Below are 26262 nucleotides of genomic sequence, written 5' to 3'. Positions count from 1 at the left end.
CGCCCCTTACACGCTCAGAGTCGGGTGCGCGTCGCGTCGAGCAGGCGTACCACGGACGCGTCGGCCACGTCCGCCACCTCGTCGTAGGCGAACCAGCGCAGGTCGAGGGACTCGTCGCTGATCGCCTCGACGGCACCGGCCGGAGCGAGCGCCGCGTACTGGACGTCGAGGTGCCAGGCGCAGGGCGTGTGATGGCGGTCCAGGCGCACCGGGCCCCCGGGCAGCAGGGTCAGCCCCGCGATGCCCGACTCCTCCGTCGCCTCGCGCAGGGCGGCCCCCGCCAGAGTGACGTCGGTCGGCTCGCAGTGGCCGCCCATCTGCAGCCACATCCGCATCTTCTTGTGGAGGGTCAGCAGCACCCGCCCGTGCGCCGGGTCGATGACCAGCGCGCTCGCCGTGAGGTGGCCGTTCTTACAGGCCTTCCACATGCCGTCCGGGTGGGCCGCCAGGTGGTCCAGGTAGGTCTGGCGCAGTTCTTCCTGGTCCTCGTACTCCTTCAGGACGAGGACCGCGTCGTCGTACAGGCTCACTCGGTGTCGTCGCCCTCGGCCTCGTCGTCCTTCTTGCGCAGGTCGGGCTTGCCCTGCGCGCCACCCGCGGCCTCGCCGAGCATCTTGTCCAGCTCGGAGAAGTCCAGCTGCTCGCGGTGGACGAAACCGTCCGGGTCGTCCAGGTCGGTCGCGGTCGGCAGCATGTCCGGGTGGTGCCACAGGGCGTCCCGGCCGTCGACCCCGCGGGCGTCCGTGAGCGAGGCCCACAGGCGGGAGGCGTCGCGCAGCCGGCGCGGGCGCAGCTCCAGGCCGATCAGCGTGGCGAACGTCTGCTCCGCCGGGCCGCCGGTCGCGCGGCGACGGCGCAGGGTCTCGCGCAGCGCGTCGGCCGACGACAGGCGCGGCTTCGCGGCCGCGTGGACCACCGCGTCCACCCAGCCCTCGACAAGGGCCAGAGCGGTCTCCAGACGGGCCAGCGCGGCCTTCTGCTCGGGCGTGTCCTCCGGCTGGAACATGCCCTGCTGCAGGGCGTCCTGCAGCTGCTCCGGGTTCTGCGGGTCGAACTGGCCGACCACGTCCTCGAGCTTGGCCGTGTCGACCTTGATCCCGCGCGCGTAGCCGTCGACCGCGCCGAACAGGTGCGAGCGCAGCCACGGCACGTGCGCGAACAGGCGCTGGTGCGCGGCCTCGCGCAGGGCCAGGTAGAGCCGCACCTCCTCCTGGGGGACACCGAGGTCCTTGCCGAAGGTCTCGACGTTGGCCGGCAGCAGCGCGGCCTTGCGGGCCGGGCCCAGCGGCAGGCCGATGTCGGTGGAGCCGACGACCTCGCCCGCGAGCACACCGACGGCCTGCCCGATCTGCGTGCCGAACATCGCGCCGCCCATCGAGCGCATCATGCCGATCAGCGGGCCCGCCATGGCCTGCATCTCCTCCGGCAGGACATCGCCCATGGCCGCGCCGACCCGCTCGGCGACCGGGTCGACCAGCTCCTGCCACGCGGGCAGGGTCGCCTCGACCCACTCCGCGCGGGACCAGGCGACCGCCGAGGCGGAGCCCGACGGCAGGGACGTCGCATCGTCCAGCCACAGGTCGGCCAGGCGGACGGCCTCCTCGACCGCCTTGCGCTCGGCCGGGCCCACACTGGCGTCCTTCGTGCCGTCCGGAGCGCCCTGGGCGACCGTCTGGCGGGCGATCTGCTTGGCCATGTCCCAGTTCACCGGGCCACCCTCGTAGGAGAGCATCTGGCCCAGTTGCTGGAACGCGGCGCCCAGGTCGGTGGGGTTCAGGGAACCGAACATGGCTGCGAGCGGATTGTCGGCCCCGGGGCCGCCAAAGCCTCCGGCTCCGGGCAGGCCACCGAAACCGAACGGATTGGCCGGTCCCTGCCCACCGCCGCTCTGCTGGTCCTTCTTCTTGCCCTCGTCGCCGTCTTCCGGCTCCTCCGGCGGAAGGCCGAATCCGAATGGGGTGTCACTCACGGGATTCCTCGGCTGGTAAGGCCACCGGTTCTCTCCCGGCGGCGCGGCTGCCCGACGTCACCACCCAGCGTAGACACCCGGACCCGATCGGGCCTCGGTGCTTCGCCCACGGAAAGCCTGCGGCAGGATGGATGCACCTGGTACGCACGCGTCACTCGCGCTCGTACTGAAGACAACCTCTGGAGACGCCCGGTGAGTTCCCCAGATCCACAGGTTCGCGCAGCGCGAAACCTCTCAACCCCTCCCGCCGTGCGCGGGCCCGTCGTCGCGGTCACCGGCGCCGCCACCGGGGTCGGCGCCCTGCTCACCGAGCGGCTCGCCGCCTCCGAGGAGATCAAGCAGGTCGTCGCCATCGACGAGCGGCGCGGGGAGTGCGCCGACGCCCAGTGGCACATCCTCGACGTACGCGACCCGGCGATCGCGGACAAGCTGCGGGGCGCGGACGTGGTCGTGCACCTCGCCCTCGACCTCGACCTGGAGACCGATCCGGCGGCTCGCACCGCTTACAACGTCCGGGGGACGCAGACCGTGCTGACGGCCGCCGCGGCGGCCGGGGTGCACCGGGTGGTGCTGTGCACCTCCGCGATGGTCTACGGGGCGCTGCCGGACAACGAGCTGCCCCTCTCCGAGGACGCCGAGCTGCGCGCGACGGCCGAGGCCACCGGCGTGGGGGACCTGCTGGAGATCGAGCGGCTGGCGCGGCGGGCTCCTCGGGCGCACCCGGGGCTGAACGTCACCGTCGTGCGGCCGGCCGTCCTGGTCGGGGGCACGGACACCGCGCTGACCCGCTACTTCGAGTCGCCCCGGCTGCTGGTGGTGGCCGGGTCACGGCCCGCGTGGCAGTTCTGCCACGTGGAGGATCTCTGCGGTGCGCTGGAGTACGCCGTCCTGGAGAAGGTCGACGGGGAACTGGCCGTCGGCTGCGACGGGTGGCTGGAGCAGGAGGAGGTCGAGGAGCTGAGCGGTATCCGGCGGATGGAGCTGCCGTCCGCGGTCGCCCTCGGCGCGGCGGCGCGGCTGCACCGGATCGGGCTCACGCCCTCTCCGGCGGGCGATCTGGCCTACACCATGTACCCCTGGGTGGTCAGCGGGAGCCGGCTGCACGACGCCGGGTGGCGGCCGAAGTGGACCAACGAGGAAGTGCTCGCGGAGCTGCTGGAGGAGGTCTCCGGGCGGCACACGGTCGCCGGGCGGCGGCTCGGCCGCAAGGACGCGACGGCCGCGGGAGCGGCGGGGGCGACGGTGGCCCTGCTGGGCGCGGCGGCCGTCGTACGGCGGGCCCGGAAGGCGCGGCGGCGCGTGTGAGGCGCGAGGGCCACGTCGGAAAGTATCTGTAGAAGACTCCGAACGGGCCCGCGCGCGGGACTGGCGAACGTCGTATTCCGGGATGCCGGAGGCGTGCGGCAGGATGGGGGACATGGCACACACGAACGAGCACCCCGGTGAGCAGGCGGCTCAGGATCCCATCAAGCTGATCGGCATCCGGGAGACCGCGCTCTCCGTGGACGAGGTGTTCCAGGCCGTCGGGGACGAGGCGGCCGGGGGCATCGCGCTGTTCGTGGGGACCGTGCGGAACCACGACGGGGGCGCCGACGTGGACGCGCTCGGGTATTCCTGCCATCCGAGTGCCGAGGCCGAGATGCGGCGGATCGCCGAGAAGGTCGTCGCGGACCACCCGGTGCGCGCGCTGGCCGCCGTCCACCGGGTGGGGGACCTGCGGGTCGGGGACCTCGCCGTCGTCGTGGCCGTCGCCTGTCCGCACCGGGCGGAGGCCTTCGACGCCTGCCGCAAGCTGATCGACGACCTCAAGCACGAAGTGCCCATCTGGAAGCACCAGAAGTTCTCCGACGGTACGGAGGAGTGGGTCGGCGCCTGCTGACTCCCCGGTCGGCGGGCCCCCCGGGCCGGTCGGGCGCCTGAAGACTCCTGTCCCGTTCGGCGCACGGACCCCTCGGGTTGCGTAACCGGCACCCTCACGTGAGCGTTGTCAGTGCGGATGGTTAATCTGCTGATCAGTCAGTTGCGGACGCTCATGGGGTTGGGAGGTCGGCATGGCGGCGCTTGCCTGGTTGCTGATTCCGCTCGTGGCTGCGATTGCTGCCGGGCTGTGGGGCAGTTGGGCCAATCGGACCCGCAAGGTGCGCAGTGACGGTCCCGAGCTGGACGGGTACGCCCGCTTCCGCGCGGCCATGGAGAAGTCCGACTGAGGGTGCGCAGGGCGCGTGACGTGGGTGCCCTGACGGTGTGCTGACAGCGGTGTCCCGTAGGGTCGTGGCATGCCACGCCGCACCGCGACGATGCTCGCCTCCACCCTGATGCTGATCGCGCTCCTGTGCGCGGGAGTGCTCATCCCCGTGCCGTACTCGGAGATGTCTCCCGGCCCGACCGTGAACACGCTGGGGGAGCACGACGGCGAGCCGGTGCTGCAGATCTCCGGGCACAAGACCTACCCGGCGGACGGTCACCTGAACATGACGACCGTCCGGGTGACCAGCGCGGACTTCCGGATGAACCTGGTGGAGGCCGTCTACGGCTGGCTGGCGCACGACAGCAAGATCGTCCCGCACGACACCCTCTACCCGGACGGCAAGACGGAGGAGCAGTCCACCCAGGAGAACGCCGAGGAGTTCAGCCAGTCCCAGGAGAGCGCCAAGGTCGCCGCCCTGAAGAAGCTGGGCATCCCGGTGAAGTCCTGGGTGATCGTCTCCACCGTCGTCAAGGCCTCCCCGGCCGAGGGCAAGCTGCACGCCGGTGACGTGATCAAGGCCGTGGACGGCACGGCGGTCAAGCAGCCGGCCGACGTCGCCAAGCTGGTGACCAAGCACAAGCCGGGACAGGACGTCGTCTTCACCGTCGTCCCCGCCAAGGAGCAGGCCGCCGCCGAGAAGGCGAACAAGACGGCGACCAGGACGCAGGACGTGACGATCACGACCACGACCTCCGACGACAGCGGCGCCAAGCGTGCCATCGTCGGGATCTCCGCCGGGACCGACCACACCTTCCCGTTCACCATCGACATCAAGCTCGCCGACGTCGGCGGCCCCAGCGCCGGTCTGATGTTCGCCCTCGGGATCTACGACAAGCTCACCCCGGGCGACCTCACCGGCGGCACGTTCGTCGCCGGCACCGGAACCATCGACGACAACGGCACCGTCGGGCCGATCGGCGGCGTCCAGATGAAGACCGTCGGCGCGCGCAACAAGGGCGCCCGGTACTTCCTGACGCCGGCCGACAACTGCGCGGCGGCCGCCCAGGACACCCCGAGCGGCCTCACCCTCGTCAAGGTCAAGACGATCGGGGACGCGCTCGACGCGCTGAAGGACATCCGCGGCGGGGACACGGCAAAGCTGCCGAAGTGCACCACCAAGGGCTGAACGGGCGGTGACACGGCTGGGGGCGCCCCGCAGGTCTGGGGCGCCCCCATCGCCGTACCGCCGGGACGTCAGTCCGCGAACGTCGCGGACAGGGCCTCCGCGAGGCCCGGCACCAGGTCCGGGCCGGTCAGTACCTCCGTCGGGGAGTCCTTCTCGCGCAGCCGCAGCGCCGACTCACGGCTGCCGTCGCGCAGCACCGCGACCGTCATGCGAACCTCCTGGCGCTCGGGGTGCTCGGCCACCCACTGGGCCAGCTTGTCCTCGCTCAGGTTCTGCGGGACCTGCGCCTCGGCCGACGGCGGCAGCATCAGGCGCTCCACCGTCAGCGCGCAGCCGACCACCGCGTCGGGCCAGGCGATGGTGCCGAGGAACTCGTCCAGCGGCTTGCCGGACGGGATCTCGTCCTGCTCGATCGGGGTGAGACCGGTGGTCTCGGACTCGTCCTCGAGGCCCAGCTGGGCCGCGAGCGAGGGTTCCTGGACCCGCAGCCGTGCGGTGTCGACAAGGGCGAAGAGGCGAGCGGGCTGGTCCCAGCCGAGGCCGGAGGCGTACTCGTCGATCTCGAGTACGGCCCGGGTGAGCGGGCTCGCTGCCATGGGAGTGTTGGACATGGTCACAATCCTGCCTCGTTCCCGGCCGGAATCGGGAACCGAGTAAACCGTGAGTAAGTTGCATAGGTGTGGGCCCGCGAACACGGGGGGCCACGGCGGGCCCGCGAACACGAGGGCCTGACGGATCGACAGCGACTTCGAGGTGCGCACCTTGGCTTTCCAGATGCCGGACCGCGGCGGAGGCCCGTCGGGGCCACGGATCAGAGCAGGCCGCCCGTCCCGGCGCGTCCGGACCCTGCTCATGACACTGGGCGTCCTGGCCGTCCTCGGCATGGTGTTCACCATGTTCGCGGGCTTCTGGACGGACTGGCTGTGGTACCGGTCGGTGCACTACTCGTCCGTGTTCACCACCACCCTGTGGACCAAGATCGGGCTGTTCTTCGTCTTCGGCCTGCTGATGGCGGTGGCGGTCGGCGTCAACATCTGGCTCGCGCACCGGCTGCGGCCCCCGCTGAGCGCCATGTCCATGGAGCAGCAGAGCCTGGACCGGTACCGGATGGGCATCGCGCCGTACAAGAAGTGGCTGCTGCTCGCGGTGACCGCACTCGTCGGCCTCATCGCCGGCGCCTCGGCGTCGAGCCAGTGGCGGACCTGGCTGATGTGGGTCAACGGCGTGCCCTTCCACCAGAAGGACCCGCAGTTCCACCTCGACATCTCCTTCTACGCCTTCGATCTGCCCTGGTACCGGTTCCTGCTCGGCTTCGGCTTCGCCGCCGCCATCCTGTGCCTGATCGCCGCCGCGCTCACCCACTACCTGTACGGCGGGCTGCGCGTGACCAGTCCGGGCGCCCGGGCCACGGCCGCCGCGACCGGGCACCTGTCGGTGCTGCTCGGCATCTTCGTCGCCCTCAAGGCGGTCGCCTACTGGCTGGACCGGTACGGCCTCGCCGTCAAGTCCAGCGACTTCAAGGCGACCGACAACTGGACCGGCCTGCGCTACGTCGACGCCAACGCCTATCTGCCGGCCAAGACGATCCTGTTCTGCATCGCGGTCATCTGCGCGCTGCTCTTCTTCGCCACCCTGTGGCGGCGCACCTGGCAGCTGCCGGTCATCGGCTTCGGCCTGATGGTCCTCTCGGCGATCCTGATCGGCGGCCTGTACCCGGCGATCGTGCAGAAGTTCCAGGTCCAGCCCAACGAGCAGGCCAAGGAAGCGCCGTACGTCCAGAAGAACCTCAAGGCGACCCGCGAGGCGTACGGCATCGGCGACGCGCAGGTCACCGAGTACGCGGGCAAGTCCACCACCTCGGACAAGACCAAGCTCCGCAACGACGCCAACGACGCGGCCAGCATCCGCATCATGGACCCGAACATCGTCTCGCCGACGTTCCAGCAGCTTCAGCAGATGAAGAACTACTACGGGTTCCCGACCAACCTCGACGTCGACCGGTACTCCACCAAGGACGGCAAGGACCAGGACACGGTCATCGGCCTGCGCGAGCTGAACCTGGACGGCATCCCGAAGAACAACTGGATCAACGACCACTTCCGCTACACGCACGGCTACGGCGCGGTCGCCGCCAAGGGCACCGAGGCCAACGCCAACGGCGAGCCGGTCTTCACCGAGTACGACCTGCCCTCGCGGGGTGACCTCGGCACGTACCAGCAGCGGATCTACTACGGCGAGAAGACCACCACCTACTCCATCGTCGGCGGTCCCCAGAAGGAGATCGACTACTCCGACGACAACGGTGAGAAGACCACCAGCTACCCGGGCAAGAGCGGGGTCAACCTCGACAACCCGATCAACCGGGCGGCGTACGCGGTGGCGTTCAACGAGCCGCAGATCCTGTACTCGGGCGCGATCGGCAAGGGCTCGCGCATCCTGTACAACCGCACGCCCAAGGAGCGGGTCGAGGCGGTCGCCCCCTGGCTGACCATCGACGGTGACGCCTACCCGGCGGTCGTGAACCACCGCATCCAGTGGATCGTCGACGCGTACACCACCACCAACGGCTATCCGTACGCCTCCCGTACGACTCTCGGTGACACGACGGCCGACTCGCTGACCGCGACGAACAACTCGCGCGCGGTGGTGGCCCAGCAGAACCAGGTCAACTACATCCGCAACTCGGTGAAGGCGACCGTCGACGCCTACAGCGGTGACGTCAAGCTCTACCAGTGGGACACCCAGGACCCGGTGCTGAAGACCTGGATGAAGGCCTTCCCCGGCACGGTGAAGCCGAAGGGCGCCATCTCCGCGGACCTGCTGGACCATCTGCGCTACCCGCAGGACCTGTTCAAGGTCCAGCGCGAGCTGCTCACCCGCTACCACGTGACGGACGCGCAGACGTTCCTCACCGGCAGCGAGGTCTGGCAGGTGCCGGACGACCCGACCAACAAGTCGGGCAACGCGGTGCCGCCGTACTACCTCAGCATGAAGATGCCGGACCAGACCGAGCAGGCGTTCTCGCTGTCGACGACGTTCACCCCGAACGGCCGGTACAACCTGAGCGCGTTCATGTCGGTCGACGCCGAGGCCGGCAGCAGCGACTACGGCAAGATCAGAATCCTGAAGCTGCCGACCAGTACGACCGTCGACGGACCCAAACAGGTCCAGAGCCAGTTCAACTCCGAACAGGACATCGCCGCCGCGATCAAGCTCCTCAAGGGCGGTGACTCGGAGGTCGAGTACGGCAACCTGCTGACCGTGCCACTGGACGGCGGACTGCTCTATGTGGAGCCGGTCTACGTACGCGGTGGCGGACTCAAGTACCCGCTGCTGCGCAAGGTGTTGGTCACCTACGAAGGCAAGACCGCGTTCGAGAACACGCTCGGCGAGGCGCTCGACAAGGTCTTCGGCGCGAAGGGATCGACCACCACACCACCGGACACCGGCACCACCAACCCGCCGCCGTCCAACAACCCGACCGTCCAACAGGCTCTGGACGACGCCCAGAAGGCCTTCGAGGCGGGGCAGGAGGCCCTGAAGCAGCCGGACGGACCGGACTGGACCGCGTACGACAAGGCACAGAAGGACCTCAAGGCCGCGCTCGAGCGGGCCCGGGAGGCGGAGAGCAAGGCCGGCAACGGCAAGAACGCCGGCGGAACCGCCGACAAGGACTCCGGCAAGGGCACCGACAAGAACACGGACCGGAGCGCGGACAAGGACGCGGCCAAGAGCAGCGACAAGACCGAAAGTTGATCAAGGGCACTCCGCGCCGTGGTACGGTTGCAGGGCAACGGCGCGGGGTGGAGCAGTTCGGTAGCTCGCTGGGCTCATAACCCAGAGGTCGCAGGTTCAAATCCTGTCCCCGCTACTGCAGTCGAAGGCCCGGATCCTACAGGGATCCGGGCCTTCGTGGTGTGCGAACTCATGTCCGGAGGGGAGGGATGGCCGCGCCGCCGTGGGGAGTTGGGGCTTCTGTGTTTGACTTGTCTCCCTGTGGGCATGTCGACAAAACGCTCAAGTGACCTCACGGGCTGCGGTATACCGGGTATACCCAGGTTGCAGGTGGTGCGACGATGGACGTTATGGGGGACAAGGCAACTCTGTACGGGACAGGGCGATTTGTGCAGCCTTCCGGTGGGGAGGCGTCCCGCGACGAACGGGACGACATGGGGGAGGCCGCCGAGGAGCTGCGCCTTCGGCTGGCCGCCGAGACCGGTGACACCGAGGCCATGAGCGTCCTCGGAGCCATGCTGCTGCGCCGTGGCGACCTCGACGGAGCCGAACCCCACCTGCGTGCCGCCACCGCGGCCGGTGACCGGGCCGCCGCCAACAACCTGGGCGTCCTCCTGCACCAGCGCGGCTACGCCGAGGAGGCCGCCGGCTGGTGGCGGATCGCCGCCGTCGCCGGTTCCGCCGCCGCCGCGCACGCGCTGGGCCGCCACTACCGCGAGCGCGGGGACGAACCGGCCGCCGAGTACTGGCTGCGCCAGTCCGCCGAGCAGGGCCACACCCTCGGCGCCTACGCGCTCGCCGACCTGCTGGAGCACCGCGGGGACGTCGGCGCCGAGCAGTGGATGCGGGTCGCGGCCGAGCGCGGTCACCGGGAGGCCGCCTACCGGCTGGCGCGCGCGCTTGATCGCAGAGCCGGACAAGAGGACGAGACCGGGACCGACAACGCTGTCGAAGAGGCCGAGCAGTGGTACCGGCAGGCCGCCGCCCGCGGCCACCGGCGGGCCGCGCTGCACCTCGGCGCGATCCTGGAGAAGCGCGGGGACCTGAAGGAGGCCGGGCGCTGGTACCTGACCTCCGCCAAGGACGGCGAGACGCGCGCCGCCTGCGCCCTCGGCTTCCTGCTGCGGGACGCCGGCGACACCGAGAGCGCGGCCGTGTGGTGGCTGCGCGCGGCCCAGGAGGGCGACGGCAACGCGGCCAACGCGCTCGGCGCCCTGCACGCCGAGCGCGGCGAGACGCAGACCGCCGAGCGCTGGTACCGGGCGGCGCTGAACGCAGGGGACGACAACGGCGCCTACAACCTGGGGCTGCTCTGCGCCGAGCAGGGGCGGACCGCGCAGGCCGAGCAGTGGTACCGGCGGGCCGCCTACGCCGGTCACCGCGAGGCGGCCAACGCGCTGGCCATCCTGCTGCTCCAGGGCGGCGACACGACCGGGGCGGAGCCGTGGTTCTCCAAGGCCGCCGAGGCCGGCAGCGTGGACGCCGCGTTCAACCTCGGCATCCTGTACGCCGGGCGGGGCACCGCGCGGGACGCGGAGATGGCGCTGCGCTGGTACGAGCGGGCGGCAGCCGCCGGGCACACCGAGGCCGCGCTGCAGGTCGGGATCGCCCGGCTGCGCGAGGGCGACGAGCAGGAGGCCGAACGGCACCTGCGGTGCGCGGCCGGTGGCGGGAGCGCGGAGGCCGCATACCGGCTGGCCACCCTGCTCGACGCGCGGCGGCCGCCGGAGCCCGCGCACGAGCTGGGGGAGGTCGTGCACGAGAAGACCGAGTGCGAGGAGTGGTACGAGCGGGCCGCGTCCCAGGGGCACCGGCGGGCGCAGGTGCGGGTGGGCATGCTGGCTGCCGCCCGGGGTGACGTGGTGGAGGCGGCGCGGTGGTACCGGGCGGCGGCGGAGGCCGGCTCGCGCAACGGCGCCTTCAACCTGGGGCTGCTGCTGGCGCGCGAGGGGAGCGAGCCGGAGGCCGCCGTGTGGTGGACGCGGGCCGCTGACGCCGGGCACGGTCGGGCGGCGCTGCGGCTGGCCCTGGTCTACGCGCGTCGCGGCGAGCTGGCGGAGGGGCAGAAGTGGGCGGACCGGGCGGTGGTCCTGGGGCCGGCGGAGGTGGCTGAGCGAGCGGGGCGGTTGCGGGACGCGCTGCGGGAGGAACTGTCGGCGTGAGGTGCCGTCGACCGGGGGGGTGCCGTCTTCGTGAGGTGCCGTCGGCCGGGAGGTGCCCTGTGCCTGTGCGGGGCGGGCGGGGGGCTCGCCGTGCCCGGTGGGGTGTCGCTGTGCCCACCCGTGCCGCCCCGGCGGGGCGACCGCCCGCGGCGGCGGCCAACGGATTTGCTTCTCGGTGCCGCTCTCGCGTAGTGTCGTGTTCACCGACGCGGGGTGGAGCAGCTCGGTAGCTCGCTGGGCTCATAACCCAGAGGTCGCAGGTTCAAATCCTGTCCCCGCTACTGAAGGCCGAGGGCCGGAATCCAGAGATGGATTCCGGCCCTTGGTCGTTCCCCGTGTGTGAGCGCACGTTTCCCCGTGTGTGAGCGCAAAAAAAGGGGGCTTACGCCCCCTCGGTCACGCGCTCGTGCAGTTCGGGCACAGGCCGCGATACGTCACCTCGACGTCCGACACCGTGAAGCCGAAGCGCTCGGAGTCGGGGAGGTCGGCGAGCGGGTTGCCCGTCGGGTGCACGTCGCGGATCGAGCCGCACCGGGCGCAGACCAGGTGGTGGTGCGGGCGGTGCGCGTTCGGGTCGTACCGCTTGGCGCGCTTGTCCGTCGTGACTTCCAGCACCTCGCCGAGCGAGACCAGCTCGCCCAGCGTGTTGTAGACGGTCGCCCGGGAGATCTCCGGCAGCTTCGCGACAGCCCTCGCATGGACCTCGTCGGCCGTCAGATGGACGTGCTCGCCGTCGAGGACCTCGGCCACCACGCGTCGCTGCGCGGTCATCCGCCATCCGCGTCCACGCAGCCGTTCCAGAAGGTCGCTCATAGCTACCAGCGTAACAGCAGCCAAGACCAGCTTGGGAACAAGTGTGAGATTGGATCGGAGTTTGACTTAGACAAAGTCCATTGTAGGATCGACAACGGCTTTGGCCATGGGACAGGACCAGTCAGCAATGACGCAGGAGGCGCACGTGACGCAGGGACCGCTCACCACGGAGGCCGGTGCCCCGGTAGCCGACAACCAGAACAGCGAGACCGCAGGCGTCGGCGGCCCGGTGCTCGTGCAGGACCAGCTGCTCCTGGAGAAGCTGGCCCACTTCAACCGTGAGCGCATCCCGGAGCGTGTGGTGCACGCCCGCGGCGCCGGTGCCTACGGCACCTTCACGGTGACCGCCGATGTCACGAAGTACACGCGCGCCGCGTTCCTCTCCGAGGCCGGCAAGGAGACCGAGGTCTTCCTGCGCTTCTCGACCGTGGCCGGCAACCTCGGCGCGGCGGACGCCGTCCGCGACCCGCGCGGCTTCGCGCTGAAGTTCTACACCGAGGAGGGCAACTACGACCTCGTCGGCAACAACACCCCGGTGTTCTTCATCCGGGACGCGATCAAGTTCCCCGACTTCATCCACACGCAGAAGCGCGACCCCTACACGGGTTCCACCGAGGCGGACAACGTCTGGGACTTCTGGAGCCTGTCGCCGGAGTCCACGCACCAGGTGACCTGGCTGTTCGGCGACCGTGGCATCCCGGCGTCGTACCGCCACATGGACGGCTTCGGCTCGCACACCTACCAGTGGAACAACGCGGCCGGCGAGGTCTTCTGGGTCAAGTACCACTTCAAGACCGACCAGGGGATCAAGAACCTCACCGCCGGGGAGGCCGACGTCCTCGCGGGCAAGGACCCCGACTCGCACCAGCGTGACCTGCGCGAGGCGATCGAGCGCGGCGAGTTCCCGAGCTGGACCGTGGGCGTGCAGATCATGCCGGCGGCCGACGCGGCGACGTACCGCTTCAACCCGTTCGACCTGACCAAGGTGTGGCCGCACGCGGACTACCCGGTCATCGAGATCGGCAAGCTGGAGCTGAACCGCAACCCGCAGAACATCTTCGCCGAGGTCGAGCAGTCGATCTTCAGCCCCGCGCACTTCGTGCCCGGAATCGGCCCCTCGCCCGACAAGATGCTCCAGGGGCGTCTCTTCGCCTACGGCGACGCGCACCGCTACCGCGTCGGCATCAACGCCGACCACCTGCCGGTGAACCGCCCGCACGCCACCGAGGCGCGCACCAACTCGCGGGACGGCCATCTCTACGACGGCCGCCACGGTGGTGCGAAGAACTACGAGCCGAACAGCTTCGGCGGGCCGCAGCAGACCGGCCGTCCGCTGTGGCAGCCGTTCGACGGCTTCACGGCCGGCACCGGCAACCACCCGACGCCGGTGCACGCCGAGGACGACGACTTCGTGCAGGCGGGCAACCTCTACCGGCTGATGTCGGAGGCCGAGAAGGAGCGTCTGGTCGCCAACCTCGCGGGCGCGATCTCGCAGGTCTCGCGCGAGGACATCGTCGAGCGCGCGATCGGCAACTTCCGCAACGCCGACGCCGACTTCGGCAAGCGGCTGGAGGCGGCGGTGCAGGCGCTGCGCGGCTGATCCGGCCGCCTTCGCGACTGGGCGGGCCGAACCCCGAGGTGCTCCGGGGTCCGGCCCGCTTCGCATGCTCAGGGCACGGGTGCGGGCGTGGGTGCGGGCGCCGGGAGCCAGCAGCGGATGATGTCGCGGACCGAGACGATGCCGGCCACGTCGCCGCCGTCGAGCACGATCAGGTGCCGGAAGCCGCCGTGGGTCATGGCGCGGGCGGCCTCCTGGAGGGACCAGGTCGGGTGGGCGAAGACGACGTCGGTGGTGGTGTGGGCGTGGGTGCGTTCGGTGTCCGGGTTCTGGCCGAGGCCGACGGAGTTGAGGATGTCGCGTTCGGTGAGGATGCCTATGCCGCCGGCGTCCGGGTCGAGGACCACGGCCGCGCCGACGCGGCGTGCGGACATCAGGCCGGCTGCCTGGCGGAGGGTATGGGCGGGTCCGAGGGTGAGTATCACGGTGCTCATGGCGTCACGGACGAGCATGAAGGGGCCACCTCCTAGGAATCCCTGCGCAAGTTCAGGCCCGGCGCCGGAGGCGCCTGTTCGGCACTGCACAAGTTCACAAGTGGGGGTGGGCCCAGAGTGCCAGGTAAAGGGAGGGTCAACAAGAGGGCGCGTGGCGGCAGTTGAGGGAGTGCGCGGAGGACTGCGGGCGCTCAGTGGCGCGGGTTCAGGTACCCGAGCAGCTCGTCGTGCAGCAGGCCGTTGGACGCGGCGGCGTTGCCGCTGTGCGGGCCCGGGCGGCCGTCGAGGCCGGTGAAGGTGCCGCCCGCCTCGGTGACGACGATCGCGTTGGCGGCCATGTCCCACAGGGACAGCTCCGGCTCGGCGCAGATGTCCACGGAGCCCTCGGCGACCATCATGTACGGCCAGAAGTCGCCGTACGCGCGCGTGCGCCACACCTGGCGGGTCAGGTCCAGGAAGCCGTCGAGGCGGTCCCGCTCCTCCCAGCCGGAGAGGGAGGAGTACGCGAACGAGGCGTCCGCGAGCTTGCCGACGCGGGAGACGTGAATGCGGGTCGCGGAGGTCAGGTTGCGGCCGGTGAAGGCGCCATGGCCCTGCGCGGCCCACCAGCGGCGGCCGAGGGCGGGGGCGGAGACGACGCCGACGACGGGTCGGTAGCCGCCCTCACCAGCCTCCATCAGGGAGATCAGCGTCGCCCAGACGGGGACGCCGCGGACGTAGTTCTTGGTGCCGTCGATCGGGTCGATCACCCAGCGGCGGGGGCCCGTGCCCTCGACGCCGTACTCCTCGCCGAGGACCGCGTCCCTCGGGCGGGCGCGCTGGAGCTGGCCGCGGATGAGTTCTTCCGCCGCCTTGTCCGCTTCGCTCACCGGGGTCATGTCCGGCTTCGTCTCCACCTTCAGGTCGAGCGCCTTGAAGCGGTCCATGGTGGCGGCGTCGGCGGCGTCCGCGAGGACGTGGGCGAGGCGCAGGTCGTCGAGGTAGTCCGGCATGTGACGAACGGTATCTGCCGGGTGGGCACGGGGGCCACCAGGGGCGGGCGGGACGAGGGTGCGCCGTGTCGGAGGGCCCCGAAGGGGTGCGCCGCGCGACCGGCCACGACGTACCCGCAGCCGGGGTGGGCCCGCGGTTCGACGGCGATCACCCCAACGGCCGAAGCCCACCCCCGTACCGCCGCGAACCCTTGACAGTGCATACAAGCGCGTCAAATCTGGGCGCAGAGTCGGTCCGCCCCCAGGGAGGCGAGGATGCCTGCTGCCCGGGAATCGCTACTGGACGCCGCTTGTACGGCTCTCGCGCGCCGGCCGTGGTCCGCGGTGCGGATGGTCGACGTGGCCGCGGCGGCCGGGGTGTCCCGGCAGACCCTGTACAACGAGTTCGGCGGCAAGGACGGGCTGGCCCGGGCCCTGGTCCGGCGAGAGGCCGACGGCTACCTCGCCGGCGTGGAGCGGGCGCTCGCCAGTTCCGCCGAACCCGGGGAGCGGCTCACCGCCACCGCCGAGTGGACGGCCGCCGCCGCCCGGGACAACGCGCTGGTACGGGCTCTGCTCACCGGCTCCTGGAGCGAGCGGTTGCCGAAGCCGCCGCTCGCCGGTGTGCCGTGCTCCTCCGCGGTCCCCGCGCAGCGCCGGGCCGACGGACCGCTGCCGACGCCCCGCGACTTCCTGCGGGCCGTGCGGGACCGCGCGGTGAGCGCACTGACGGGGCCCGGCGCCATGCCGGCCGGGCAGGGCGCCGCTCAGGCGGACACCGCCGCGCCTGCCGGCACCGCCGCCCGGGCGGACACCGTCGAGCTGGCCCTCTCCTGCGAACTGGTCGTACGCCTCGCCCTGTCCTGCGTGGCGGCGCCGCCGGGGGAGGGCGGCATGGCCGAACTGGTGCGAGCGGTGCTCCCACGGCAGGGGGTCTGACCCGTCCGTCGACGGGCGGCACGGTCAGGGTTCGTACGGGCCGCGCCGGAAGGGCAGAACAGCGGCTCACGAAGTACGTGGGCGCGGGGAGCCCGAGCCGGTGAGCGATCCGCGCGCGGCGCCGCGGCGGGGCAGGCCACCAGCGGGCGGCCGGCGAACTCGGTTGTCGGCCCTAGTGGGCGGAGCCCGACAACTGCAGGCCGATCACGCCGATGATGACCAAGCTGATGGAGACGATCTTCAGGGTGGACACCAGGTCACCGAGGAAGACCATGCCGTAGATCGCGGTGCCGGCCGCGCCGATCCCGGTCCACACGGCGTAGGCGGGGCCGACGTCGAGCTTCTTCAACGAGAGGGTCAGCAGGCCGAAACTGCCGAGCGCGAACGAGGCGAAGGCGATCGTCGGCCACAGACGGGTGAACCCGTGCGACAGCTTCAGGCACACGGCGAAACCGGTCTCCAGAAATCCGGCCACTATGACCAGCAGCCACGCCATGTGCTGTCCTCCCGTTGGTCCGGATCTCCGGCTCGGTGCGATTATGCACTTGCCGGAGTCCCGCCCGGGCAAACAACGCGGTGCTCAGTCGCCTTCCTTGCGCTCCCGCGTGGCCAGCAGCCGGCGCAGGGAGTACAGCCGCGCCGGGTCCGCGTGACCTTCCTCGACCCACGCGTCCAGCGCGCAGTCCGGCTCGTCGTGACTGCACGCGCGCGGGCAGCCCTCGGTACCCGGCTCCAGGTCGGGGAAGGCGTGGATCACCCGGGACGGATCCACGTGGTTCAGGCCGAAGGACCGTACGCCCGGGGTGTCGACGACCCAGCCGGCACCGCCCGGCAGCGGCAGCGCGAGCGCCGAGGTGGTGGTGTGCCGGCCGCGTCCCGTCACGGCGTTGACATGGCCCGTCGAACGGCGCTGGTCCTGCGGCACCAGTGCGTTCACCAGGGTCGTCTTGCCCACGCCGGAATGCCCGACGAACGCCGTGACCCTGCCGTCCAGCTGCTCCCGCACCCGGGCCACCGCGGTGCCGTTCTCCAGCTCCTCCCGGCTGGTGACGACGTACGGGATGTCGAGGGCGCCGTACAGCTCCAGCAGTTCGTCCGGCGGGGCCAGGTCCGACTTGGTCAGCACCAGCAGCGGCTCCAGGCCGCCGTCGAAGGCCGCGACGAGACAGCGGTCGATCAGCCGCGGGCGCGGCTCGGGGTCGGCCAGGGCCGTGACGATCGCCAGCTGGTCGGCGTTGGCGACGACCACCCGCTCGAACGGATCGTCGTCGTCGGCCGTGCGCCGCAGCGCCGACGTGCGCTCCGCGATGCGCACGATCCGCGCGAGCGTGTCCTTCTGGCCCGACAGATCGCCGACCAGGGCCACCCGGTCGCCGACGACGGCCGCCTTGCGGCCCAGCTCACGTGCCTTCATCGCCATGACGACCCGGTCCTCGACCAGGCAGGTCAGCCGCCCCCGGTCGACGGTGAGGACCATGCCCTCGGCCGCGTCCTCGTGCTTGGGCCGGATGTTTGTCCGCGGCCGGTTGCCCTTGCGGTTGGGGCGGCTGCGGATGTCGTCCTCGTCGGTGTGCTTGCCGTAGCGGCGCATGGTGTGACGTCCCTACTGCCCGAGCATCCCGGTCCACAGCTCGGGGAAGTCCGGCAGGGTCTTCGCCGTCGTCGCCACGTTCTCGATCCGCACGCCCTCGACCGCCAGGCCGATGATCGCGCCGGCGGTCGCCATGCGGTGGTCCTCGTAGGTGTGGAAGGTGCCGCCGTGCAGCGGGCGCGGGCGGATGTGCAGGCCGTCGGCCGTCTCGGTCACGTCACCGCCGAGTTCGTTGATCTCCTTGGTGAGCGCGGCCAGCCGGTCCGTCTCGTGCAGCCGCAGATGGGCCACGCCCCGCAGGGTCGAGGGGGAGTCGGCGAGTGCGGCGACCGCCGCGATGCCCGGGGTCAGCTCGCCGACGTCGCCCAGGTCGACGTCGATGCCGTGGATGGCGCCCGAACCGGTGAAGACCAGCCCCAGGTCGGTGAGTTCGCAGGAACCGCCCATCTCGGTGAAGATCTCCCGCAGCCGGTCACCCGGCTGGGTGGTACGGGCCGGCCAGTCCGGGATCAGCACCTTGCCGCCCGTGACCAGGGCCGCGGCCAGGAACGGCTGCGCGTTCGACAGGTCCGGCTCGATCGTCAGGTCCCGGCCGAGCAGCGCGCCCGGCGTCACCCGCCACACGTTCGGTTCGCCGCCCGACTCCGGGGTGTCCACCTGGGCGCCGACCGCGCGCAGCATGTCCACCGTCATCCGGATGTGCGGCATGGAGGGCAGGGTCGCGCCGGTGTGCCGGACCTCGACGCCCTGGTTGAAGCGGGGCCCCGACAGCAGCAGCGCCGAGACGAACTGGGAGGACGAGGAGGCGTCGACCGAGACCGGACCGCCGTCCAGGGCCCCGCCGCCGTGCACGGTCAGCGGCAGCGCGCCCCGCCCGTCGTCGTCGATCCGGGCGCCGAGCACGCGCAGCGCGTCGATCACCCCGTTCAGGGGGCGCTCGTACGACCGCGGGTCCCCGTCGAAGCGGATCGGGCCGTCGGCCAGCGCGGCCACCGGGGGCAGGAAGCGCATGACGGTGCCGGCGTTGCCGACGTCGACCGTGGCCGGACCGCGCAGACCCGTGGGCAGCACCCGCCAGGCCTCGCCGGTGCCGTCGGGGCCGACCCCTTCCTCGATCTCCACGCCCATGGCCCTGAGCGCACCGGCCATCAGCAGCGTGTCGCGGGAGCGCAGCGGGCGGCGCAGCCAGCCGGGCTCGGAGGCCAGAGCGGCCAGGACGAGAGCGCGGTTGGTGACCGACTTGGACCCCGGCACGTGGACCGTCGCGTCGACGGCTCCGCTCGCGTGCGGGGCGGGCCAGAGGGCGGTAGGGGTGGTGTTCGGGGCCATGGGGCCACTGTATAAGGAGGGCCCGGTATCAACCTTCCAGCAGCCAGCGCCCGCCGCCGATCAGCGAGCACAGCGACACCGCGTGGAACAGGAAAAGCCACAGGCCCGCCGGCACGTGCGTCAGCCGGGACAACTGGTCCGCGTCCGAGTCCCCGGCCCCTCCCCGCGACCGCTTGGCCTGGAGCTCGAACGGCGGCCGTACCCCGCCGGACAGCAGGAACCACACCACCGCGTACGCGAACGCCGCCTGCACCTGCGGTCCCGCCAGCCAGGACACCAGCAGGAAAGCGCCGCCCGTGAGGACGACCGTCAGCACGCCGTACGCGTTGCGGATCATCACCAGCATCACCACCAGCAGGGCGGTCGCCGCCCACAGCAGCAGCGTGATGCGCCCGGCGGCCAGCAGGGCGGCCCCGCCCAGGCCCAGCAGCGAGGGTGCCGTGTACCCCGCGGCGGCCGTGAGGATCATGCCGAGGCCGTACGGCTTGCCCCGGCTGACCGTGAGCCCGCTGGTGTCGGAGTGCAGGCGGATGCCGGTGAGCTGCCGGCCGGTGAGCAGGGCGACCAGACCGTGGCCGCCCTCGTGCGCGATGGTGATCGCGTTGCGGGCTATCCGCCACAGCGGGTGCGGGACCACCACGGCGAGTGCGGCGGACAGTGTGGCCAGCACCACCCACAGATCGGGATCGGGCTGGGTGCCGGTGAGCCGGTCCCAGAGGTCGGGCAGCGCGAGGGCGGCGAGGCTGTCCATATCTGCTGGTGGCTCCCTGTCGTCGTACGGAATCTGGCAGTGTGGCACGTATGTGCGGACGGTATGCATCGAGTCGTAGGCCCGAGGATCTCGCGGGAATCTTCGAGGTCGACAAGTGGGAGCCCGAGGAGACCCTGGAGCCGGACTACAACGTGGCTCCGACCAAGGAGGTCTACGCCGTCCTCGACCGTCCCCTGAAAGACGCGGACTCACCGGGTCCGGTTCGCCAGCTGCGCCGGCTCAGATGGGGCCTCGTGCCCTCCTGGGCCAAGACGCCCGAGGGCGGCGCCCGGATGATCAACGCCCGTGCGGAGACCGTCCACGAGAAGCCCGCCTACCGCCGCGCCTTCGCCGCCCGCCGCTGCATCCTGCCCGCCGACGGCTACTTCGAGTGGGTCACCGGCCAGCAGGAGCGGGACCTGGAGGTCGAGGGCAAGAAGAAGCGGCCGCGCAAGCAGCCGTACTTCGTGCTGCCCGCCGACGGCTCGGTGTTCGCCATGGCCGGGCTCTACGAGTTCTGGCGCGACCGGACCCTGCCCGACGACCATCCGCAGGCCTGGTGGGTCACCTGCTCGGTGATCACCACGGAGGCGGAGCAGACGCCCCTGGCCGTCGCCCCCGCCGAGGGCCCGCACTCCCTCGCCGAGATCCACCCCCGGATGCCGCTGATGCTCACCCCGGACCGCTGGGACGCGTGGCTGGACCCCTCCCGCACCGACCCGGACGACCTGCGCGAGCTGCTGGCCCCGCCCCCGGCCGGCCTGATGCGCGCCTACCCGGTCTCCACGGCCGTCAGCAACGTCCGCAACAACGGTCCGGAGCTGCTGAAGGAGTTGGAGGCACCGGAAGAGGGCACACTCTTCTAGCGTGATCTCCCACACGATCGAGACGATCGAGACCGAAGCCGGGACCGCACGCGTCACCTGGCACCGGGCGCGGACGGCACGGCTGGTGCTGGCCGCGAGTCACGGGGCGGGCGGTGGCATCGAGGCGCGCGACCTCCAGGCCCTCGCGCGGGCACTTCCCGCCCACGGGGTGACCGTCGCCCTCGTCGAGCAGCCGTGGCGGGTCGCGGGCAAGAAGGTCGCGCCCGCGCCGAAGACCCTGGACACCGGGTGGCGCGGGGTGTGGCCCGCGCTCGCGAAGCCCGGCCTGCCGGTGATCTCCGGCGGGCGCAGCGCCGGCGCCCGGGTCGCCTGCCGTACCGCCACCGAACTGGGCGCGCACGCCGTGCTCGCGCTGAGCTTCCCGCTGCACCCGCCGGGCAAGCCGGAGAAGTCCCGTGCCGAGGAACTGCTGGGCGCGGGGGTGCCCACACTGGTCGTGCAGGGCGGGAACGACCCCTTCGGGAAGCCCGAGGAGTTCCCGGAGGGCGACTTCGGTCTCATCGAGGTGCCCCACGGCGATCACGGCTTCGCCGTCCCCAAGCGCGCGAACGCCACGCAGGAGCAGGCCCTGGAGATCATCACCGGCGGTGTCGCGGAGTGGATCGCGTCACTCGGGTGACTGCCGGGAATGCCGTGCGGCGGCCCGCTGTTGAGGCGGACAGAAGTGCTGAGGGTTCGGCACCGCCGTCGTAGGAGAGGAAGTCCGCCGCATGGGTTCGACCGTATGCCCGAGCCGCCAGCGCAGCTCCGACCTGGACTGGACGGTGCTGCACGCGGCCAAGATCGCTCCTATTCGAGCGGCGGGAGGCACGGGTCGTGTTCTATCCTCCGAATCGAGTGGGATCGGTTTCGGTCCCGCCCGGGATCTTGAGGAGGTGGGTCCGGTCACTGGGACCGACGCAGGGACCGACAACGGTCAGGCGGAGCTGCCCGAGGGCCAGGGCGTGAGCGCGGAGGCTTCCTCCGAGTCCACCGTGGAGCGCAGTGCGCGCTTCGAGCGGGACGCGCTCGAATTCCTCGACCAGATGTACTCGGCCGCGCTGCGCATGACGCGCAACCCGGCCGACGCCGAGGACCTGGTGCAGGAGACGTACGCCAAGGCGTACGCGTCCTTCCACCAGTTCCGCGAGGGCACCAACCTCAAGGCGTGGCTGTACCGGATCCTCACCAACACCTTCATCAACTCGTACCGCAAGAAGCAGCGCGAGCCCCAGCGCAGCGCGGCCGAGGAGATCGAGGACTGGCAGCTCGCGCGCGCCGAGTCGCACATGTCGACGGGTCTGCGCTCCGCCGAGTCGCAGGCGCTCGACCACCTGCCCGACTCCGACGTGAAGGAAGCGCTGCAGGCGATCCCCGAGGAGTTCCGCATCGCCGTCTATCTCGCGGACGTAGAGGGCTTTGCGTACAAGGAGATCGCGGACATCATGGGGACACCCATCGGTACGGTGATGTCCCGGCTGCACCGGGGCCGCCGTCAACTGCGCGGCATGCTGGAGGACTACGCCCGTGAGCGCGGACTGGTCCCGGCCGGCGCCGGAGAGTCGAACGAAGCGAAAGGCTCGGGCTCATGAGCTGCGGAGAGCCGCACGAGACGGACTGCAGTGAGGTCCTCGACCACCTGTACGAGTTCCTCGACAGTGAGATGCCGGACGTCGATCGCGACAAGTTCCAGCACCACTTCGAGGAATGCTCGCCGTGCCTGGAGAAGTACGGCCTGGAGCAGGCCGTGAAGAAGCTGGTCAAGCGGTGCTGCGGTCATGACGACGTACCCGCCGACCTACGGGCCAAGGTCATGGGGCGGATCCAGCTGATCCGCTCCGGGCAGACCGTGCCCGAGCACGACGTGAGCGCCACCGCTCCGGAGAGCTGAACGCCGGGTCATCACCCGAACGTGCTAATCCTCAGGTCATAGGCCCCGCACCCCCGACATCCCGTCCTAGGCTCCGAGCCTGGAAGGCCTGGTCGGGGGAGGGACGCGATGGACGCACTACCGGCGAGGGCACGCGGTTACGTCGCCTGTGTCGCCCTGCTGGCCGTGCTCTGCGTTCTGCCCCTGCCGCAGACGCACGCCCCCTGGTGGGTGGTCGCCCTGCTCGCGGCGGTCTACGCGGCCTGCGAGCACGCGGTACGGCGTCGCTTCGGTGGCACCTTCTATCCGGTGCTGCTGGCCGGAGCGTTCCTGCTGCCCCCGTCGGCCGCCGCGCTCCTCCCGCTGCCCGCAGCCCTGCTCTGCCCCGTCGAGCACCGGCCCGCGCTGCCACGCCGCGTCTGGCGGGCCGCGCAGCCCTCGCTCGCCGTGTGGGGCGCCGGTGCGGTGCACCGGGCGCTCGGCGGCCGGGACGCCGTCGTCGCCTGCGACTTCCCCTACGCGCTGCTGCCGGCGGGTGCCGCCGTGCTCGCCTTCTGCGTGATCCTCACCGTCCTCGACGGCGGCATCCTCGCCGTCGCCGAGCGCGTGCCGCTGCGCCGGGCCTGGCGCGGCCTGCTGTCCCGCTCGCTCGCCCCGGTGGCGGTGCACGGACTCGCCGGGCTGATGATGGCCGTGCTGTGGCGCAGCCCGTACGGCCCGGTCGCCGCGCTGCTGGTGCTGCTGCCGATGTACGTCTCCTCGTGGGTGTTCGCCCAGTACCACCGCGAACGCGCCGCCCACCAGGCCACCATCCGCGCCCTCGTCCAGGCCGTCGACATCAAGGACGGCTACACGCGCGGCCACAGCGAACGCGTCGGACAGGCCTCCGTGATGATCGCCCGCGAACTCGGCATGGACGACGAACGGGTCGAAGTGCTGCGCTTCGCCGGCATCCTGCACGACGTCGGCAAGCTGGGCGTCCCCACCCGGCTGCTGCGCAAGGACGGACCGCTCACCCCGAAGGAGCGGCGGATCATCGAACTGCACCCCGAGTACGGCCACGAGATCGTCCGCGGGATCTCCTTCCTCGGCGAGGCCCGCGCGGCGATCCTGCACCACCACGAACGCCTCGACGGCAGCGGCTACCCGTACGGCCTGTCCGGCACGCAGATCCCCGAGTGCGCCCGCATCGTCGCCGTCGCGGACGCCTTCGACGCGATGACCTCCACCCGCTCCTACCGCAGGGCCCGCCCGGTCGAGGCGGCCGTCACCGAGCTGGAGCGCTGCGCCGGGGCCCAGTTCGACCCCCGCATGGTCACCGCGCTCGTCCGCGCCCTGCGCGCCTACGGCTGGCACCCCACGGTCACCGCCGACGAGCCGTCGCACGACACGGCGTCGGAGGAGCGGATCCCCAGCACCGGGACGCCCCGATGACCGCCCTGCGGCTCATCCACGGCGCCGCCGCCCTGACCGCCGCAGGCTCCCTCGCCGTCACCCTGTGGACCGGCCTCGAGGACCGGGGCGTCGCGCTCGCCTTCGGGGTGCTCATAGCCGTCGGCGAACTCACCCGCTGGAGCGGCGCCACGGTACGGCAGGCCGCGCCCCTCGGCGCCGCCGGAGCACTGTCGTACGCCCTGCTGGGCGCCGACGCCGGACGGCCCACCGAGCACGACGCCGCCCAGGTCGTCACCGTCGTCCTCATCGCCGCCCTGCTCGGCGCCGTCCCGCACATCTGGTCCGGCCGCACCCCCACCCTCGACCACCTGGCCCGCCGCGTCCTCACCGTCGGCTTCGCCGCCCTCTGCTTCCAACCCCTCTACAACCGGGGCGTGTTCGCCTCCTGGGAGGGGCCCGCCTACGCTCTGCTCCTCATCGCCCTGCTCGCCCTCACCGCCCTGTGCGACGCCGTCCTCGCCGCCGCCCTCGCCCACTGCCGCACCCGCTGGCCGTTCGGCCCGCTGCTGCGCGAGGAACTGCGCGGGCTGCTCGGCATCGGCTCCGCCGTGTGCGCGACCGGCGCGGTGATGGCGCTCGCGGTCGCCGCCGCCGGACTGTGGGCGCTGCCCTTGTTCTGCCTGCCCCTGCTGCTCACCCAGCTCTCCGTCCGCCGCTACGCCGCCGTCCATGCCACCTACCGGCAGACCATCGCCTCCCTGGCCCGTGCCACCGAGATCGCCGGATGCACGCCCACCGGGCACGCCCGCCGCGTCGCCGCGCTCAGCCTCGCCGTCGGCAGGGACCTGGGCCTGACCGGAGCCGAGCTGACCGTGCTGGAGTACGCGGCCCTCATGCACGACATCGGACAGCTCAGCCTCGTCGACCCGGTCCCGGCCGGCGCCACCGCCGGCCTGCCGGTCGAGGAGCAACGGCGCATCGCCCTGCTCGGCGGGGCCGTGGTCCGGCAGACCGGCGTGGACGCGGCCGTCGCCGTCGTCGTGGAGCGGCAGGCCGACCCCTGCGCCGAGCAGCCGGTCGCCGCACGGATCGTCCGCGTCGTGAACGCCTACGAGGAGAAGACCCGGGACGCCGGGCCCGAGGGGCCGCTGCGGGCGCTGGAGGAACTGCGCCTACGCACCGCCGGGGACTACGCTCCCGAGGTCGTGGAGTCGCTCGCCCGGGTCCTCGCCCAGCCCCGGGGCTGGCGCGAGAGCGGGCCGGCCGAGGGCGGCGGGAGACGCACGGCACTGTCTGACCCCGCCCATGGCTGGGTAACCCATGGGTAATGAGCGCCTTTCCCGCCGCACGTGGTTGGATGCGAGGGAGAGGGTGTCCGGGGGCACAAGCCAGCCCACTGTGCGGAAATGGAACTGGCAGGCGGGAATCGTGAGGATCTTCGGCAAGGGACGGCACCGGCCCTCCGCCTCCTGGCGGCAGGCCACCGACCGCGCGTTCACGCTGATCGGTGACGGCCGGTACGAGGACGCGGGCGAACTGCTGACACGCGCCGCCGACCTGGAGCCCTGGCTTTCGGAGTCCTGGTTCAACCTCGCGCTGCTGCACAAGTTCCGGCACGACTGGGAGCAGGCCCGCGCGGCCGGACTGCGCGCCGTGGCCCTCCTGGACCGGGAGACCGGCGCCCCCGACTGGTGGAACGTCGGCATCGCCGCGACCGCCCTGCAGGACTGGCCGCTGGCCCGCCGCGCCTGGCAGGCGTACGGACTGAAGGTGCCCGGCACCTCCCGGTCGAAGGCCCAGGGAGGCGCCGGCGTCTCCGGCGAACCCGTCGGCATGGAGCTGGGCAGCGCGGCCGTACGGCTCTCCCCGGAGGGCGAGGCCGAGGTGGTGTGGGGCCGCAGGCTGGACCCGGCGCGGATCGAGGTGCTGTCCATCCCGCTTCCCTCGTCCGGGCGGCGCTGGGGCGAGGTGGTCCTGCACGACGGCGTCCCGCACGGCGAGCGCACGACGTCCACCGGCCACTCCTACCCGGTCTTCGACGAGATCGAGCTGTGGGCGCCGTCCCCCGTCCCCACCTGGGTGGTCCTGCTGGAGGCGGCCACGGAGGCGGATCGGGACGCGCTGGAGCAGCTGGCCGCCGACGCGGGGTTCGCCGCGGAGGACTGGTCGTCGTCGGTGCGGCTGCTGTGCCGGATGTGCAGCGAGTCCCGTATGCCCTCCGACGAGGGTGAGGGGGTGCACCTCGACCCGCATGACCACAGTGAGCCAGGTCATCCCGGGCCGCTCGGTCATCGCACGGACGGACAGCTGTGGGTGCCGGAGCGGGAGTGCGGGCTCGCGGCGCCGGCTTCCCTCGTGCGGGGGCTGTTGGACGGGTGGGTCGCCGACAGTCCGGACTCCCGGGACTGGCGGGATCTCGAAGAGGTGTGCTGAGGACCGCGTCCG

25 protein-coding genes and 2 tRNA genes are annotated in these 26262 nt (G+C 71.6%); 17 read left to right on the top strand and 10 right to left on the bottom strand.

Annotated features, from left to right (window positions below):
- Positions 1-14 precede the first annotated feature (14 nt).
- Both ACGFRF_RS09265 and ACGFRF_RS09260 read right to left on the bottom strand, forming a co-directional pair.
- Positions 15-530, bottom strand: coding sequence for an NUDIX hydrolase (locus tag ACGFRF_RS09265; protein ID WP_393737986.1), 516 nt, complete (start codon positions 528-530; stop codon positions 15-17).
- On the bottom strand, positions 527-1969 hold the full coding sequence (locus ACGFRF_RS09260) for a zinc-dependent metalloprotease (RefSeq protein WP_393737985.1): 1443 nt from the start codon (positions 1967-1969) through the stop codon (positions 527-529). The genes ACGFRF_RS09265 and ACGFRF_RS09260 overlap by 4 nt, the downstream gene beginning before the upstream one ends.
- 192 nt (positions 1970-2161) lie before the next feature.
- On the opposite strand from ACGFRF_RS09260, the gene ACGFRF_RS09255 reads away from it, so the two are divergent.
- The 4 genes from ACGFRF_RS09255 to ACGFRF_RS09240 all read left to right on the top strand — a co-directional run bounded on the left by ACGFRF_RS09255 (position 2162) and on the right by ACGFRF_RS09240 (position 5343).
- Positions 2162-3274: an SDR family oxidoreductase gene (locus ACGFRF_RS09255; protein ID WP_393737984.1), complete on the top strand. Its 1113-nt coding sequence runs from the start codon at positions 2162-2164 to the stop codon at positions 3272-3274.
- Between the two features lie 112 nt (positions 3275-3386).
- Positions 3387-3848, top strand: a complete 462-nt coding sequence (locus tag ACGFRF_RS09250; RefSeq protein ID WP_393737983.1) for a molybdenum cofactor biosynthesis protein MoaE — start codon at positions 3387-3389, stop codon at positions 3846-3848.
- A 205-nt stretch (positions 3849-4053) separates the two neighbouring features.
- Positions 4054-4176: a hypothetical protein gene (locus ACGFRF_RS09245; RefSeq protein WP_393738346.1), complete on the top strand. Its 123-nt coding sequence runs from the start codon at positions 4054-4056 to the stop codon at positions 4174-4176.
- A gap of 69 nt (positions 4177-4245) precedes the next feature.
- Positions 4246-5343 carry a PDZ domain-containing protein gene (locus tag ACGFRF_RS09240; protein WP_393737982.1) on the top strand — a complete coding sequence of 366 codons (1098 nt, stop codon included), beginning with the start codon at positions 4246-4248 and terminating at the stop codon, positions 5341-5343.
- A gap of 68 nt (positions 5344-5411) precedes the next feature.
- On the opposite strand, the gene ACGFRF_RS09235 is transcribed toward ACGFRF_RS09240, so the two are convergent.
- A complete protein-coding gene (locus ACGFRF_RS09235; RefSeq protein ID WP_393737981.1) occupies positions 5412-5954 on the bottom strand; it encodes a PPA1309 family protein in 543 nt (180 codons plus the stop codon).
- Positions 5955-6117: 163 nt separating this feature from the next.
- On the opposite strand from ACGFRF_RS09235, the gene ACGFRF_RS09230 reads away from it, so the two are divergent.
- The 4 genes from ACGFRF_RS09230 to ACGFRF_RS09215 all read left to right on the top strand — a co-directional run bounded on the left by ACGFRF_RS09230 (position 6118) and on the right by ACGFRF_RS09215 (position 11521).
- Entirely contained in the window at positions 6118-9099 is a 2982-nt protein-coding gene (locus ACGFRF_RS09230; protein ID WP_393738312.1) for a UPF0182 family protein, read from the top strand.
- 41 nt (positions 9100-9140) lie between these two features.
- A tRNA-Met gene (locus tag ACGFRF_RS09225) sits at positions 9141-9214 on the top strand.
- Between the two features lie 205 nt (positions 9215-9419).
- A complete protein-coding gene (locus ACGFRF_RS09220; protein ID WP_393737980.1) occupies positions 9420-11240 on the top strand; it encodes a tetratricopeptide repeat protein in 1821 nt (606 codons plus the stop codon).
- 207 nt (positions 11241-11447) lie between these two features.
- Positions 11448-11521, top strand: a tRNA-Met gene (locus tag ACGFRF_RS09215).
- A 115-nt stretch (positions 11522-11636) separates the two neighbouring features.
- On the opposite strand, the gene ACGFRF_RS09210 is transcribed toward ACGFRF_RS09215, so the two are convergent.
- Positions 11637-12053 carry a Fur family transcriptional regulator gene (locus ACGFRF_RS09210; RefSeq protein ID WP_393737979.1) on the bottom strand — a complete coding sequence of 139 codons (417 nt, stop codon included), beginning with the start codon at positions 12051-12053 and terminating at the stop codon, positions 11637-11639.
- Between the two features lie 145 nt (positions 12054-12198).
- Here ACGFRF_RS09210 and ACGFRF_RS09205 point away from each other — a divergent pair, with 145 nt between their 5' ends.
- The gene (locus tag ACGFRF_RS09205; protein WP_393737978.1) at positions 12199-13653 is read left to right on the top strand and encodes a catalase; all 1455 of its coding nucleotides are present in this window, start codon (positions 12199-12201) and stop codon (positions 13651-13653) included.
- 68 nt (positions 13654-13721) lie between these two features.
- Here ACGFRF_RS09205 and ACGFRF_RS09200 read toward each other — a convergent pair whose 3' ends face one another.
- Together ACGFRF_RS09200 and hisN are read right to left on the bottom strand one after the other, a co-directional pair.
- Positions 13722-14123 (bottom strand): cyclic nucleotide-binding/CBS domain-containing protein, encoded by a 402-nt coding sequence (locus ACGFRF_RS09200; RefSeq protein WP_393737977.1) that lies wholly within the window; start codon positions 14121-14123, stop codon positions 13722-13724.
- A gap of 173 nt (positions 14124-14296) precedes the next feature.
- Positions 14297-15097 carry a histidinol-phosphatase gene (hisN, locus tag ACGFRF_RS09195; protein WP_393737976.1) on the bottom strand — a complete coding sequence of 267 codons (801 nt, stop codon included), beginning with the start codon at positions 15095-15097 and terminating at the stop codon, positions 14297-14299.
- A 255-nt stretch (positions 15098-15352) separates the two neighbouring features.
- On the opposite strand from hisN, the gene ACGFRF_RS09190 reads away from it, so the two are divergent.
- Positions 15353-16015, top strand: coding sequence for a TetR/AcrR family transcriptional regulator (locus ACGFRF_RS09190; RefSeq protein WP_393737975.1), 663 nt, complete (start codon positions 15353-15355; stop codon positions 16013-16015).
- 172 nt (positions 16016-16187) lie between these two features.
- On the opposite strand, the gene ACGFRF_RS09185 is transcribed toward ACGFRF_RS09190, so the two are convergent.
- The 4 genes from ACGFRF_RS09185 to ACGFRF_RS09170 form a co-directional block, all read right to left on the bottom strand.
- Entirely contained in the window at positions 16188-16511 is a 324-nt protein-coding gene (locus tag ACGFRF_RS09185) for a DMT family transporter (protein WP_393737974.1), read from the bottom strand.
- Between the two features lie 84 nt (positions 16512-16595).
- On the bottom strand, positions 16596-17606 hold the full coding sequence (gene rsgA / locus ACGFRF_RS09180; RefSeq protein WP_393737973.1) for a ribosome small subunit-dependent GTPase A: 1011 nt from the start codon (positions 17604-17606) through the stop codon (positions 16596-16598).
- A 12-nt stretch (positions 17607-17618) separates the two neighbouring features.
- Positions 17619-18935, bottom strand: coding sequence for a 3-phosphoshikimate 1-carboxyvinyltransferase (aroA, locus tag ACGFRF_RS09175; protein WP_393737972.1), 1317 nt, complete (start codon positions 18933-18935; stop codon positions 17619-17621).
- Between the two features lie 28 nt (positions 18936-18963).
- Positions 18964-19686, bottom strand: a complete 723-nt coding sequence (locus ACGFRF_RS09170; RefSeq protein ID WP_393737971.1) for a M50 family metallopeptidase — start codon at positions 19684-19686, stop codon at positions 18964-18966.
- A gap of 50 nt (positions 19687-19736) precedes the next feature.
- Here ACGFRF_RS09170 and ACGFRF_RS09165 point away from each other — a divergent pair, with 50 nt between their 5' ends.
- The 7 genes from ACGFRF_RS09165 (at position 19737) to ACGFRF_RS09135 (ending at position 26250) form a co-directional block, all read left to right on the top strand.
- The gene (locus ACGFRF_RS09165; protein ID WP_393737970.1) at positions 19737-20552 is read left to right on the top strand and encodes an SOS response-associated peptidase; all 816 of its coding nucleotides are present in this window, start codon (positions 19737-19739) and stop codon (positions 20550-20552) included.
- Position 20553: 1 nt separating this feature from the next.
- Positions 20554-21192: an alpha/beta family hydrolase gene (locus ACGFRF_RS09160; RefSeq protein ID WP_393737969.1), complete on the top strand. Its 639-nt coding sequence runs from the start codon at positions 20554-20556 to the stop codon at positions 21190-21192.
- A gap of 256 nt (positions 21193-21448) precedes the next feature.
- On the top strand, positions 21449-22144 hold the full coding sequence (sigR, locus tag ACGFRF_RS09155; RefSeq protein ID WP_393737968.1) for an RNA polymerase sigma factor SigR: 696 nt from the start codon (positions 21449-21451) through the stop codon (positions 22142-22144).
- Positions 22141-22443, top strand: coding sequence for a mycothiol system anti-sigma-R factor (gene rsrA / locus ACGFRF_RS09150; protein WP_393737967.1), 303 nt, complete (start codon positions 22141-22143; stop codon positions 22441-22443). Before sigR ends, rsrA begins: the two co-directional genes overlap by 4 nt.
- 108 nt (positions 22444-22551) lie before the next feature.
- Positions 22552-23856, top strand: a complete 1305-nt coding sequence (locus ACGFRF_RS09145) for an HD-GYP domain-containing protein (protein ID WP_393737966.1) — start codon at positions 22552-22554, stop codon at positions 23854-23856.
- Positions 23853-25145 carry an HD-GYP domain-containing protein gene (locus ACGFRF_RS09140; RefSeq protein ID WP_393737965.1) on the top strand — a complete coding sequence of 431 codons (1293 nt, stop codon included), beginning with the start codon at positions 23853-23855 and terminating at the stop codon, positions 25143-25145. The genes ACGFRF_RS09145 and ACGFRF_RS09140 overlap by 4 nt, the downstream gene beginning before the upstream one ends.
- Before the next feature lie 100 nt (positions 25146-25245).
- The gene (locus tag ACGFRF_RS09135) at positions 25246-26250 is read left to right on the top strand and encodes a tetratricopeptide repeat protein (RefSeq protein ID WP_393737964.1); all 1005 of its coding nucleotides are present in this window, start codon (positions 25246-25248) and stop codon (positions 26248-26250) included.
- Positions 26251-26262: the final 12 nt, after the last annotated feature.

The organism is Streptomyces sp. NPDC048521 (assembly GCF_043199855.1).
In the GTDB taxonomy this organism is placed as follows: domain Bacteria; phylum Actinomycetota; class Actinomycetes; order Streptomycetales; family Streptomycetaceae; genus Streptomyces.
This window is presented reverse-complemented; position numbering and strand designations above follow the sequence as displayed.

Excerpts from the sequence above, each read along its gene's own strand:
- ACGFRF_RS09165 (WP_393737970.1), top strand. The coding sequence starts at position 19,737 with ATGTGCGGACGGTATGCATCGAGTCGTAGGCCCGAGGATCTCGCGGGA.
- ACGFRF_RS09185 (WP_393737974.1), bottom strand. The coding sequence starts at position 16,511 with ATGGCGTGGCTGCTGGTCATAGTGGCCGGATTTCTGGAGACCGGTTTC.
- ACGFRF_RS09250 (WP_393737983.1), top strand. The coding sequence starts at position 3,387 with ATGGCACACACGAACGAGCACCCCGGTGAGCAGGCGGCTCAGGATCCC.
- ACGFRF_RS09190 (WP_393737975.1), top strand. The coding sequence starts at position 15,353 with ATGCCTGCTGCCCGGGAATCGCTACTGGACGCCGCTTGTACGGCTCTC.
- hisN (WP_393737976.1), bottom strand. The coding sequence starts at position 15,097 with ATGCCGGACTACCTCGACGACCTGCGCCTCGCCCACGTCCTCGCGGAC.
- ACGFRF_RS09235 (WP_393737981.1), bottom strand. The coding sequence starts at position 5,954 with ATGTCCAACACTCCCATGGCAGCGAGCCCGCTCACCCGGGCCGTACTC.
- ACGFRF_RS09170 (WP_393737971.1), bottom strand. The coding sequence starts at position 19,686 with ATGGACAGCCTCGCCGCCCTCGCGCTGCCCGACCTCTGGGACCGGCTC.
- ACGFRF_RS09140 (WP_393737965.1), top strand. The coding sequence starts at position 23,853 with ATGACCGCCCTGCGGCTCATCCACGGCGCCGCCGCCCTGACCGCCGCA.
- rsrA (WP_393737967.1), top strand. The coding sequence starts at position 22,141 with ATGAGCTGCGGAGAGCCGCACGAGACGGACTGCAGTGAGGTCCTCGAC.
- rsgA (WP_393737973.1), bottom strand. The coding sequence starts at position 17,606 with ATGCGCCGCTACGGCAAGCACACCGACGAGGACGACATCCGCAGCCGC.
- ACGFRF_RS09230 (WP_393738312.1), top strand. The coding sequence starts at position 6,118 with ATGCCGGACCGCGGCGGAGGCCCGTCGGGGCCACGGATCAGAGCAGGC.
- ACGFRF_RS09220 (WP_393737980.1), top strand. The coding sequence starts at position 9,420 with ATGGACGTTATGGGGGACAAGGCAACTCTGTACGGGACAGGGCGATTT.
- ACGFRF_RS09145 (WP_393737966.1), top strand. The coding sequence starts at position 22,552 with ATGGACGCACTACCGGCGAGGGCACGCGGTTACGTCGCCTGTGTCGCC.
- ACGFRF_RS09210 (WP_393737979.1), bottom strand. The coding sequence starts at position 12,053 with ATGAGCGACCTTCTGGAACGGCTGCGTGGACGCGGATGGCGGATGACC.
- ACGFRF_RS09240 (WP_393737982.1), top strand. The coding sequence starts at position 4,246 with ATGCCACGCCGCACCGCGACGATGCTCGCCTCCACCCTGATGCTGATC.
- ACGFRF_RS09200 (WP_393737977.1), bottom strand. The coding sequence starts at position 14,123 with ATGCTCGTCCGTGACGCCATGAGCACCGTGATACTCACCCTCGGACCC.
- aroA (WP_393737972.1), bottom strand. The coding sequence starts at position 18,935 with ATGGCCCCGAACACCACCCCTACCGCCCTCTGGCCCGCCCCGCACGCG.